Raw genomic sequence first — 11596 nt, 5'->3', positions numbered from 1 at the left:
TGCTACTCGAAGGATCACGCGATGGCCGTCTTCATTTCACGGCCGCCACGCTTGTGACCAGGTCAAACTCGTACACCACTCCCGTGGACGCAACCCTCGGAGGTCCCGATCCAGCCTCCCGGATATCCCCCGACATCCGCTATCCGCGAGGCACCCCGCATCTGCAGTCCGTGCGTCCGTTCGGTGGCTCCAGCCGGGCGTCGCACTTACCCAGCCCATGCGCACGCCGCAGTTGCGCCGAGAGCCGGCTCCCCCGCGTGCTGCCGGGAGGCGTTACTTGACCAGCCGGACCGTCAGCGGGTAGCGGAAGCTGCTCTCCGCCAGGGCCGAGATGCCACCGACGATGCCCAGGACGACGGCGCCGACCCAGATCACCGGCAGCAGCACGATGCCGATGACGGTGAGCGGCAGGATGCAGGTGGCCCCCACCACGGTGAGCTGGAAGTTCAGGGCCTCCAGCGCCTGCCGCCGCAGGTACGGAGAGGTCTTGGCCGCCGTGAGCAGCAGGATCAACGGGCCCACCACCGGGATCCCGATGGCCATCAGCAGGTGGCCGAAGGCGGCCTGGACGCGTTCGTTGCTCTCCGAAGCCCGTTCCGGACGGACCGGCCGAGGCATTGGCGGCGCGAATCTGGGCACCGCCATCGCCCCGTACAGCTCGTTCATGATGGGCAACAGGTCGCCGTGGGTACGCGCGGTCATCGCACGTTCCAGCCGGTCGTCGAACTCCAGCTTGTCGAACCGGCCCTCCGCGTAGGCGGCCTTGACGTGCTCGACGACGTGCTCTCGGTCCTGGTGGGTGACGCGCAGATGAGCTGGCGGCACCTGTCCCGGCCCGGGGGTCTTGGGTACCCCAGCCATGATGGTCATGCCTCTCCTTGGAATCGGCAGTCAACTTTCATACTGCGTCCTCGGAGCCGGACGTGCCATCGGGAGAAACCCCGAGCTGTCCCCGAGATCATCCCCGACACCGGCGCTCCGGACGGTATAAAAAGGATCCATGAGATGGCGAGACCGCTACGGTATCCGTCGGCTGCGCGGGCAGAAGATCGCGCGGTTCGACCGCGAGGCGACCGATGCCGACATCGAAGCGCTCATCGCCTTCGCACGTTCGCGGCGTGGCGTCGAGTTCTACGTCGAGCCTGAGACCTTCGCCACCGACACGACCGCTGTGGCGGTGGCCGACGACGGCGAGTGGACCAGGCGCAGGGTCGGGTCGCCCGCGGTGATCCACAAGGTGGCCCGAGATCTGGCGTTACCGGTGTACGACGTGCAGCTGACGGGCTATCCCCCTCGGATGCGGGCGTACAACGAGCGCCGGCGCCGCGAAGAAGGCAGCCTGTAGTTCTGGCGGGAAGGGTGCTGGTGGAGGCCACCGGCACCCTTTCTTCATGCGCTCCCACCCGCCTTCGGGTGCCGGTCGGGCCCCGGCGGCGACGGGGCGTCGTCGAGCAGGCCGAGCATGGGGATCAGCCAGCCGCCGTTGGCCGGGCCCATGGCGGTGTCGAGCTCGGCGGGGGTGGGCAGGCGGTCTCGGACGACGGCGGGTGAGAGCATGCTCTGCAGGGCGTGCATCAGGAGATTGGCCATCGAGTAGTGGGGGTCGGTGGTGAGGGCGCGTTCGAGGGCGATGGTGGCCAGGATGTTGTCGCCCGCGCGCCAGGCCGCCATGGCCAGCAGGGAAGCGGCCGGCGGGACGAAGCGGGGCTCCAGGCGGCGGGTGAGGTCTTTCCACAGGGGCAGGTGGGCCTCGCGCATCATGGTCCAGGCTTCGTCGCGGACTCTGATCACGGTCAGGGCCAGGCCCAGCCGGGCGGCTGCGATGTCGTCGAGGCGGACGCCGCCGGCGTGGGCGGTCAGCGTCGCGCGGACTTCGGCGAGCGCCTCGGCGACGTAGCCGCGGGCGAAGGTGTCCAGGTCGGGGGCGACCGTCAGGCGGGCTCGCACCTCGGCTACGGCGGTGGCGGTGGCCTGGCGCATCGCCAGGCGGACCGGGCCGGTGGCGGGGGCGATCGTGCGTTCGAGACTGCGGCGGTCGGGGAGGGCGACCAGGCCCCGCACCGTGGCCTCGGCGGCGATCTGGCTGGTGGTCGGGTCGTACGGGGTGCCTTCGGGCGGACAGCAGCGGGGCAGGTCGCAGACGTAGGACCAGTAGCGGCCTTCGTGGGCGCGGAGCGCCTCGCCCACGCGGATCTCCGACGCGGCGGCCAGCAGCCTGGCCCCGTCGACGGCGGGCGTGACCGTGTCGCCGCTGCCGTAGCCGACGATGACCAGCTCGGTGACGCCTTCACGGGAGAGGAGGCCGGTGAGGGGGTCGAGGGTGCCCCGGGGGAACGGGAGGTCCCACCTCGCGGCCACCTTGGCCTGGCCGCGGTGGAGGCCGATCACGACCAGGCTGTCGTGGGGGTGGAAGCCGACCAGGTAGGGGACGGCGGCCAGGATGTCGGCCGGGCTGGTCAGGGTGAGGCAGGGGGCCGGGGCGTTGGTCGTCATGAGCGTCAAGGGTGCCGGGAAGGCACGTACCGAAAACGCCCGAGCGCGGTTCTGTGGACAACGAGCGCCCCGACGCCCACCCCTGTGGACGACCGCGGGGGTGAAACAGACCGGCAGGTCAGGGGCGGGGCCGCGGGTGGAGGTCAGGCGGGCGGCACCACGCGGGTGGGGATCAGGCTGGTGGGGTCAGGTGGGTGGGGCTGGAGGTGGGGTCCAGCGGTGGGGTGGGGGCGATGCGAGCGCGTACGAGGAGGGCGGCGCCGGCCACCGCGGCCGGCATGGCCACCACCGCCACGAACGGCACCAGGAACAGCAGGAACCCCACCACCCCGAACCCCAGCGTGGTCGCCATGTTCCGGCGCAGCAGCGCGAAGCGTTCCTTCCTGGCCACACCCCGGCGTTCGAGGGCCAGCGTGGTCAGCTCGACCGTCAGGAAGAACCCCGAGATGAAGGCCCCGACCACGGGCACCACCGTCTGGCCGATCACCGGCACGAACCCCAGGAAGAACAGCGGCACGGTGAACAGCAGCACGTAGAACAGGGTGACCAGGCTGTCCCTGATCGAGCGGGGGAGCGTACGCCACCACGGCTGCTCCACCGCGCCGGGCAGCGGGTCGGCCTCGGCCGAGAGGCGTTCGTAGAACGGCTCGCCGATCGCCAGCGTCAGCGCCGCGAACGTCAGCACCGCCAGCGCCAGCCCGCCGAGGAACAGCGCGATGCCCACCAGCGTGCGGAACAGGTCGGCCCAGCTCCACGAGTCGGCGAACGGGGTGAAGAACTCGGCCAGGTCGCGCGCGTGGGTGCCGAGCAGGATCAGCGCCGCCACGTAGACGGCGAACGCGATCACCGTCGGGATCAGCCCGAACAGCCACCACCGGCCGTGCCGCGACACCCAGCCGAGACCCTGGAAGAAGAAGCCGACGCCGGCGGCGAAGTCGCGCAGAGATCGCATGCCCGGCAGGCTAGCGCCAGAACGACGTGATCGCGTAACCCAGTTCGTCGAACAGCTCGCGCAGCAGCGGCAGGGACACCCCGAGCACGTTGCCGTGGTCGCCCTCGATGCCCTCGACGAACCAGCCGCCGCGCCCCTCGATGCTGAACCCGCCGGCCAGGCCGAGCGGCTCGCCGGTGGCGACGTAGGCGGCGATCTCCTCCTCCGACGGCTGGCCGAAGCGCACCACGGTGGAGGCCACCTGCGCCGCCTGCCGGCCCGCCGGCACGTCGATCACGCAGTGGCCGGTCACCAGGCGGCCGGTGCGGCCGCGCATGATCCGCCAGCGCTCGACGGCCTCCTCGGGCGTGCCGGGCTTGCCGTAGGGGCGGCCGTCGAGCTCGAGGATCGAGTCGCAGCCGATGACCAGGCCCTCCTCCAGCCCGCTCGCGACCGCCTCCGCCTTGGCCCTGGCCAGGACGAGGCTGAGCGCCGCCGGCGAGTGCGCGGAGAAGGCGTCCTCGTCGACCCCGGAGACGATGACCTTGGGGTCGAGGCCGGCGTTGCGCAGCACGGTGAGGCGGGTGGGCGAGGCAGAGGCCAGAACGATCACCGTCCCAGCTTACCGAAGGCCCGCGCGGTCACCAGTCGTGGTTGGGGGTGCCCCTCGCGGGCTGCCGGTCGGCCGGGTCGTACGGGCCGCTCTGGGCCGGGACGGTGCCGCCGAAGATGCCGCTCAGCAGGCCGTCGAGCAGGTGGCCGAGGCCGCCGGGCAGCGAGGCGTGTTCCTCGCGCAGGTCGGCGGCCAGGGCGGAGGCGTCCATGTTGGCCTTCGCGGCGCGGCCGGCCAGGAGGGACATGACCATGGGGGCGACGAGCGGGAGCAGCCTCATGATGGTGCCGGAGCTGACGCCGGCCAGTTGGGAGAGCCCGGCCGCGGCCCGTTCGGTGCCCTGGCCGCCGAGGACGTGGCCGAGGATGCTGTGGCCGTCGCGGGTCAGCGAGGCCACGTCACCGTTGAAGGGGTCGGCGTCGACGTGGTCGTCGAGGGCGCCGCGCAGGGCCTCGGCGCCGTCGGGGTGCTCGGCGTTGCGGGCCATGCCGCCGATCACGGTGCCGGACACGGCCTCGACGACCTTGCGCGCCGTGGCCGTGTCGGTGCCGAGCATGCCGGCGATCTGGTCTACGCCTGAGTCGCCGAGCTGGGCGAGGAGCTCGTCATTCAGTGTCAAGGCAGTCCCCCGATCCGAGTCGCGGGAGACGTTCCCCGGCCGTGATCGAGGCAAGGCCGGGGTTCCCCTAAGTCTCGGAAAAAGGCGGGTCTGTCGGGGCTCAGTCGAGGGCGGGCTGCTTGCTGCCGCTGGCCAGGCCGGCGGCGGCGTACGCGCTCGCCTCGTCGAGCGTCTCGTGTTCGAGCAGGGCCGCCACGATGCCGTCGAGCCGTTCGCGGTTCTCGGTGAGCACCTGGACGGCGCGCTCGTAGCACTCGTCCACGATGCGCCGCGCCTCCTCGTCGACGGTGGCCAGCGTGGCCGGCGACGCCTGCGGCGAGGAGCCGTCGTTGGGCAGGATGGTCAGCGGGCCGATCTTCTCCGACATGCCCCAGCGGCCCACCATGCCGCGCGCGATCATGGTGACCTGTTCGAGGTCGTTCTCGGCGCCGGTGGTGATGATGCCGTAGACGACCTGCTCGGCCGCCATGCCGCCGAGCGCGCCGGTGATGCGCCCGCGCAGGTACGGCTCGTCGTAGGCGTAGCGGTCGGTGTCGGGGGTGGACAGCGTGACGCCGAGCGCCCGGCCGCGTGGGATGATCGAGATCTTCCTGACCGGGTCGGCGCCGGGCTGGAGCATGCCGAGCAGGGCGTGCCCGGCCTCGTGGAAGGCGGTGCGGGTGCGCTCCTCCTCCGGCATCACGATGCTGCGGGCCGCGCCGAGCTGGAGCTTCTCCAGCGCGTCCGCGAAGTCGGACATGTCGACCTTCTCCTTGCCGCGCTTGGCGGCGAGGAGTGCGGCCTCGTTGACCAGGTTGGCCAGGTCGGCGCCGGTCATGCCGGGGGTGGTCTTGGCGATGCGGTCGAGGCTGACCCCGCCGTCGAGCGGCACGCCGCGCGAGTGGACCTCCAGGATGGCCGTGCGTCCGGCCGCGTCGGGCAGGCCCACCTGCACTGTACGGTCGAAGCGCCCGGGACGCAGCAGCGCCGGGTCGAGGATCTCGGGCCGGTTGGTGGCCCCGATGACGATCACGCCCTCGGCGCCGGAGAAGCCGTCCATCTCGGTGAGGATCTGGTTCAGCGTCTGCTCGCGCTCGTCGTGGCCGCCGATGCCGCCCGCGCCGCCGCGGGCCCGTCCGATGGCGTCGATCTCGTCGATGAACACGATCGAGGGCGCGACCTTGCGGGCCTCCTCGAACAGGTCGCGGACGCGCGAGGCGCCCACGCCGACGATCATCTCGATGAACTCGGAGGCGCTGGCCGAGAAGTACGGCACCTTGGCCTCGCCCGCCACGGCCCTGGCCAGCAGCGTCTTGCCGGTGCCGGGAGGGCCGGCGAGCAGCACGCCCTTGGGCAGCTTGGCGCCCAGCCTGCGGTACTTGCCGGGGTCCTTCAGGTAGTCGACGACCTCGACGAGCTCGTTCTCCACCTCGTCGATGCCGGCGACGTCGTCGAACGTGACGCGCACCTTGCCGGCCTCGACCGGCTTGGCGGCCTTGGACTTGCCGAGCCCGCTCAGGCCGCCGCCCATCATGCTGGCGCCGCGGCGCATGATCCAGATCCACAGGCCGGCCAGCAGCAGCACGGGCAGCAGCGACAGCAGCAGGTTGGAGAAGAAGCCGCGGGTCAGCGGCTTGGACGTGGTCTCCACCTGGGCCGACTTGAGCTGCTGGTCGAGCTGGTCGGTGTTGGCGAAGGCGGGGATCTCGGTCTGGAACTTGGTGTAGGACTCGTTGCTCTCGGGGTTCTTGGCCGCGCTCCTCAGGTCGCCCTCGACCGACAGCCCCTGGGCGTAGATGTCCTTGACGTTCTTCGCATCGACCTGCTTGGTGAACTCGGTGTAGGAGATCGTCTCGACCGAGTTGTTGTCGACCAGCGAGGAGACGACGAAGAAGCCCGCGTACACCACGAGCAGGGTGACGACGAAGCGCCACCAGTTGATCTTCGGCCGCCCGCCTGGCGAACCGGGCAGGCCTTCCGAGCGCCAGGGCGGCTTGACCTTGCCCTTGTTCGGTGCCTGCGGCGGTCCAGAGCGTTCCACGGCGTCACTCCCCCACATCGCCGCATACATGATCTTTCTAGCCTAGAACACGCACTCCTGAGACCACGCGGCCAATATCACGCCAACGCTTTCTCTGCGAGTCAGGCACTGTGACGAACGCAAGTCCCGGCTTGCTCATTCCCCCGTCCATCACCACGACGGCCGCTCGGGAGGAATGTTTGCCGTATTTGACGCGGTATACGAGCATCCATCCGGTTTTGACACGTTGTGAGGCGAGCCAACTGATCTTGGAGCCCTTGGGGTGGTGGTTGAGCGTCCAACGGGCGGCCAGCAGCGCCGTGTCGCGCGGCGACCGCTGCTCCATGATCGGCAGCGGGCAGGTCACGAGCATGCCGCGCAGCTTGCCGCCGCGCACCGCCGGCAGCACCTGCTTGCTGGTGAACGGCGCCGCGCCGTGCGCCTTCCACGGCTTGCCCAGCCGGGGCACGGCCAGGCCGGTGCGCCTGTCCTTCACCAGGCGCCCGGCCGGCCGGGGCAGGGCCATCCGCTTGACCCGGCCGGTCAGGCGGGGCACCCGCGGGTCGGCGTACAGGGCCTGCATGGCGGTGTAGCCGGGCGCGAGCGAGGCGCCCGGCGACGGGGCCGGGGTCGCCGTGAGGGCGGACGTCGGCGTGGGGGGCGACGTCGGCGTGAGGGTGGCCGACGGCGTGGGGGCCGGAGCGGATGAGGCGGGTGCGGACGAGGCGGGTGCGGCCGGCGGCGCGGTTACCGGCCCCGCCACGACCTCGTCCGGCCCGGACGGGAGCGCCAGGACGATCACCGTGGCGGCGACCGCCACGGCCGCCACGACGGCGAGCCCCCGATATATCGACCGCATCCGGACATCGCCGATGCGGGAGCGCCTGGGCGGTGAAACAGGGTTCGCAGGGCGGTCTGTGGTTCTCACTCGTGAACCCTCGGTCTCATCTTCCCCATGGAGCACGACGGGAGCGTACGACATATCCCGCCATTGCGTGTGTGAAGCGACCGAAGTGCAATCATGGCGAGGTGGAACAGGTGGAACTGCGGTTCGGCGAGGACTCCCGGTTCGCCCAGACGCACACGAATCTCTCGGCGGTCAGGTGGGAGCCGTCGGGCCTGTGGGTGGCCGGCGACGAGACCGCCACCGTCGAGCGGCTCACCTGGACCGGCGACCACTTCGGCGACGAGCGCTCCTTCTACCTGGCCGACTACGTGGACCTGCCCGCCGGACGCTTCGACGAGGCCGACATCGAGGGCCTGGCCAGGGCCGACGGCCATCTGTGGGCGGTCGGCTCGCACAGCCTCAAGCGCCGCAAGGCCAAGCCGGGCTCGCCGGAGAAGTCGATCAGGAGGCTGGGCACGGTCGTCCGCGAGGAGAACCGGTTCATCCTGGTCCGGCTGCCGCTGGACGGGACCGGGGAGCGTCCGCTGCCGGGCGCGATCCTGTCCGGCGAGCGCAACGTCGCCGCCATGCTGGCCGGCGACCGCCATCTGGCGCCGTTCCTGGCGCTGCCGGGCAAGGACAACGGGCTCGACATCGAGGGCATCGCGGTCGTGGGCGAGCGGGTCTACCTGGGGCTGCGCGGGCCGGTGCTGCGCGGCTGGGCGGTGGTGCTGGAGATCCGTCCGGTCGACGACGGCGGCGGCCGGTTACGGCTCGACGGGCCGTACCGCAAGCACTTCCTGGACCTCGGCGGGCTGGGCGTGCGGGACATGTGCCCGCACGGCGGCGACCTGCTGCTGCTCACCGGCCCCACCATGAGCCTGGACGGCCCGGTGCGGGTCGTGCGCTGGCGGGAGCGGCAGGGCGGCGGGCTCGTGCCCGCGCACGACCTGGAGACGGTCCTGGAGCTGCCCTACGGCGTCGGCGACGACCATCCGGAGGGGCTGGCCGTGCTGCCCGACGGCCGGCTCATGGTCGTCTACGACAGCCCGTCGCCCGCCCGGATCACCCCGGCGGGCGGCGTGCTGGCCGACGTCTTCACGATCTAGCGACCCGCCCGAGCAGCCAGGGCGCCTCGGCGACGAACGTGCACGAACCCGGCTCGATCTCGGTGAACCCGGCGTCGCGCACCACGGGCAGCCCGGCGGCGACCTTGGCGTCGAAGTCGTCCCTGCCGGGCGCGGCGCGCACGGAGACCGCCAGGCCGTCCGCCCGCCAGGCGGCCCGCTCGGCCTCGTCGCTGGCCCACCAGGCGAGCTGCGCGGCGTGCCCGGCCTGGGCCATGGCCTTGCCCGCCGACATGGTCAGCCTCGGGTTCTCCCACAGGACCGGCGGGCCAGGCGGATCGCCGGGCTCGGCGGTGTCGTTCAGCTCGGTGCCGCCCACCTGGAGCCGGGCCAGGTCCTTGGGCCAGGCGTCGAGCGGGACGGGGGGGTGCACCCGCACCTCCGCCGTGCGGTGCTCGACCGTGCGGCCGGGGAGCGCGGCGGCCCTGCGCCACTCGGCGCCCCTGGCGCGGCGCACCACCTTGCGGATCTTGCCGGTGGACTGCCAGGCGTGCAGCTCGGCGGCCCACTCCCCCGGGTCGTCCAAGAGGCTCAGCACGGCCATGGCGGCGGCCTCCAGCGCGTCGGTGCGCTCGGGGGGAGCGGCCCTCTCGATCCTGACCACGAGGGGGAGGACCATCAGTTCGGTCTCGTTCATCACCGTCTAGCATGCCGGATGGCCAGGGACATTCCCGCGGCCAGCAGGCAGAGGGCGCCGGCGGCGTACCAGGCCAGGTCGTAGGCGCCGAGGTGGTCGCGGGTCAGGCCGGCGCCCACGGCGGCGACGGCGGCGCCCACCTGGTGCGAGGCGAACACCCAGCCGAACACGACCGCGCCGTCCTGGCCGTAGATCTGGCGGCACAGGGCGACGGTCGGGGGCACGGTGGCCACCCAGTCCAGGCCGTAGAACACGATGAAGATCAGCATGCTGGGCTCGGTGGTGGCCGCGAAGAGGCCGGGCAGCAACATCAGCGACAGGCCGCGCAGGCCGTAGTACACGCCGAGCAGCAGCTTGGGGTTGACCTTGTCGCTGAGCCAGCCGGAGGCGACCGTCCCGGCGATGTCGAAGATCCCGATGATCGCGAGCAGGCCGGCGGCGACCGGCTCGGCCATGCCATGGTCGTGCGCGGCGGGGATGAAGTGCGTGCCGACCAGGCCGTTCGTGCTCATGCCGCAGATCGCGAAGCCGCCGGCGAGGAACCAGAAGGGCCGCGTGCGCGCGGCCGAGCGCAGCACCGTCAGCGCCCGCGCCGCCGCGTTCCCGCCGGCCGGCCCGGTCCGTACGGCGCCCGCCTCGGCGCCGAGCGCCGTCGTGCCCACCTCCTCGGGGTGGTCGCGCAGCAACCACCAGACGAACGGCACCACCGCGAGCGCGGCGCCCGCCACCGTCAGGGAGGCCACCCGCCAGCCCGGCCCCTCGGCGAGCCAGGCCAGCACGGGCAGGAAGATGAGCTGCCCCGTCGCGCCCGCCGCGGTCAGGATGCCGGTGACCAGCCCCCGGTGCCGGACGAACCAGCGGTCGGTCACCGTGGCGGCGAACACCAGCGCCATCGACCCGGTTCCGAGCCCGATGAACACGCCCCAGAACAGCAGCAGGTGCCAGCTCGCCGTCATGATCACGGTGAGCCCGCTGCCCACCGCGACCAGCAGCAGGGCCAGCGACACCACGCGGCGCATGCCGAAGCGGTCCATCAGCGCGGCGGCGAAGGGCGCGGTCAGCCCGTAGAGCACCAGGTTGATCGACACGGCCAGCGAGATCGTGCCCGTGCTCCAGCCGAACTCGTCGTGCAGCGGGGTGATCAGCACGCCGGGGGTGGCGCGGAAGCCCGCCGCGCCGAGGATGGCCACGAAGGCCACGGCCGCGACCCACCACGCTCGGTGGATCCTGCGGGTCCGCGTGGGGGCGGGGGTGGTGCTCAACGTCATGCGCCAATCCTGATTCATGGCCTTTTGACGGCGTGAGTGGCCCGAAAGCCAATATGTGCAAGAATCGGGCCATGGCCCATCGTGTCGCGGTCGTCGTGCTGAACCACTTCGCCCCGCTCGACCTCGGCGTGCCCGGCCAGGTTTTCGAGTCGGCCGAGACGCCGGACGGCGAGAAGCTCTACGAGGTCGTGACCTGCTCCCCCGACCGCGAGCCGGTCCGCTGCACGGCCGGCTACACCGTGCTGCCCGACCACGACCTCGACGTGCTCGACACGGCCGACACGGTGCTGGTGCCCGGCATCCACGCGGGCCGGGCGATGAAGGACGGCACGATCACCGCCGGCCTGCGGGCGGCCCTGCAGGACCGGCCGCGGGTCATGTCGATCTGCACGGGCGCGTTCGTGCTGGCCGCGGCGGGCCTGCTGGACGGCCGTCCGGCCACCACGCACTGGCGCGAGGCGGCCCGGTTCGCCGCCCTGTTCCCCCAGGTCAAGCTGGACCCCGACGTGCTCTTCGTGGACGACGGCGACGTGCTGACCTCGGCCGGGGTGGCGGCGGGCCTCGACCTGTGCCTGTACGTGATCAAGCGCGACCACGGCACCGAGGTGGCCAACCGGACCGCCCGCCGCTGCGTGATGCCGCCCTGGCGGGACGGCGGCCAGGCGCAGTACATCGAGCGCCCCCTGCCGCACGACGGCGCCGGCGGCACCGCCGCGACCCGCGACTGGATGCTGGCCCACCTGGACGCCCCGCTCGACCTCGCCGTGCTGGCCGCCCACGCCAGGATGAGCGTGCGCACCTTCACCAGGCGCTTTCGCGAGGAGACCGGGATGAGCCCGGCCAAGTGGCTGTCCGGCCACCGCGTCCGCCATGCCAGGCGCCTGCTGGAGACCACCGACCTCGGCGTGGAGGAGGTGGCCAGGCGCTCCGGCTTCGGCACGGCGGTCTCGCTCCGGCAGCACCTGCACGCGGCCGTCGGCGTCGCGCCGCTGACCTACCGGCACACCTTCCGCAGCTCCTGAG

12 protein-coding genes are annotated in these 11596 nt (G+C 72.0%); 3 read left to right on the top strand and 9 right to left on the bottom strand.

Annotated elements, in window-relative coordinates; genetic code table 11:
• Window positions 1-273: 273 nt before the first annotated feature.
• On the bottom strand, window positions 274-870 hold the full coding sequence (locus ABZ459_RS44955; protein WP_357984882.1) for a DUF1707 and DUF4870 domain-containing protein: 597 nt from the start codon (window positions 868-870) through the stop codon (window positions 274-276).
• A gap of 130 nt (window positions 871-1000) precedes the next feature.
• Between ABZ459_RS44955 and ABZ459_RS44950 the strand changes: the two genes are divergently transcribed.
• Window positions 1001-1345 carry a hypothetical protein gene (locus ABZ459_RS44950; protein WP_352327808.1) on the top strand — a complete coding sequence of 115 codons (345 nt, stop codon included), beginning with the start codon at window positions 1001-1003 and terminating at the stop codon, window positions 1343-1345.
• A 44-nt stretch (window positions 1346-1389) separates the two neighbouring features.
• On the opposite strand, the gene ABZ459_RS44945 is transcribed toward ABZ459_RS44950, so the two are convergent.
• From ABZ459_RS44945 to ABZ459_RS44920, 6 genes are all read right to left on the bottom strand, one after another.
• Entirely contained in the window at window positions 1390-2493 is a 1104-nt protein-coding gene (locus ABZ459_RS44945) for a DUF4192 domain-containing protein (protein WP_357984879.1), read from the bottom strand.
• A gap of 172 nt (window positions 2494-2665) precedes the next feature.
• The gene (locus tag ABZ459_RS44940; protein WP_357984876.1) at window positions 2666-3445 is read right to left on the bottom strand and encodes an EI24 domain-containing protein; all 780 of its coding nucleotides are present in this window, start codon (window positions 3443-3445) and stop codon (window positions 2666-2668) included.
• Window positions 3446-3455: 10 nt separating this feature from the next.
• On the bottom strand, window positions 3456-4037 hold the full coding sequence (locus ABZ459_RS44935; protein ID WP_357984873.1) for a nucleoside triphosphate pyrophosphatase: 582 nt from the start codon (window positions 4035-4037) through the stop codon (window positions 3456-3458).
• 28 nt (window positions 4038-4065) lie between these two features.
• Window positions 4066-4656: a DUF937 domain-containing protein gene (locus ABZ459_RS44930; RefSeq protein WP_357984870.1), complete on the bottom strand. Its 591-nt coding sequence runs from the start codon at window positions 4654-4656 to the stop codon at window positions 4066-4068.
• 100 nt (window positions 4657-4756) lie between these two features.
• Window positions 4757-6676 (bottom strand): ATP-dependent zinc metalloprotease FtsH, encoded by a 1920-nt coding sequence (gene ftsH, locus ABZ459_RS44925; RefSeq protein WP_357984867.1) that lies wholly within the window; start codon window positions 6674-6676, stop codon window positions 4757-4759.
• Window positions 6677-6713: 37 nt separating this feature from the next.
• Window positions 6714-7514, bottom strand: coding sequence for a hypothetical protein (locus ABZ459_RS44920; protein ID WP_357984863.1), 801 nt, complete (start codon window positions 7512-7514; stop codon window positions 6714-6716).
• A 170-nt stretch (window positions 7515-7684) separates the two neighbouring features.
• On the opposite strand from ABZ459_RS44920, the gene ABZ459_RS44915 reads away from it, so the two are divergent.
• The gene (locus ABZ459_RS44915) at window positions 7685-8650 is read left to right on the top strand and encodes a DUF3616 domain-containing protein (RefSeq protein WP_357984860.1); all 966 of its coding nucleotides are present in this window, start codon (window positions 7685-7687) and stop codon (window positions 8648-8650) included.
• Here the strand turns inward: ABZ459_RS44915 and ABZ459_RS44910 are convergent.
• The gene (locus ABZ459_RS44910) at window positions 8640-9305 is read right to left on the bottom strand and encodes a peptidyl-tRNA hydrolase (RefSeq protein ID WP_357984857.1); all 666 of its coding nucleotides are present in this window, start codon (window positions 9303-9305) and stop codon (window positions 8640-8642) included. The genes ABZ459_RS44915 and ABZ459_RS44910 overlap by 11 nt on opposite strands.
• Window positions 9305-10573, bottom strand: a complete 1269-nt coding sequence (locus ABZ459_RS44905; protein ID WP_357984854.1) for an MFS transporter — start codon at window positions 10571-10573, stop codon at window positions 9305-9307. The genes ABZ459_RS44910 and ABZ459_RS44905 overlap by 1 nt, the downstream gene beginning before the upstream one ends.
• Window positions 10574-10644: 71 nt before the next feature.
• Between ABZ459_RS44905 and ABZ459_RS44900 the strand changes: the two genes are divergently transcribed.
• Window positions 10645-11595, top strand: coding sequence for a DJ-1/PfpI family protein (locus tag ABZ459_RS44900; protein ID WP_357984851.1), 951 nt, complete (start codon window positions 10645-10647; stop codon window positions 11593-11595).
• Window position 11596 lies beyond the last annotated feature (1 nt).

The sequence above is a fragment of the Nonomuraea sp. NPDC005692 genome (assembly GCF_040631115.1).
Classification (GTDB): Bacteria; Actinomycetota; Actinomycetes; order Streptosporangiales; family Streptosporangiaceae; genus Nonomuraea.
The sequence above is the reverse complement of the archived record's forward strand: the minus strand, read 5'-3'. Positions and strand labels throughout refer to the sequence as shown.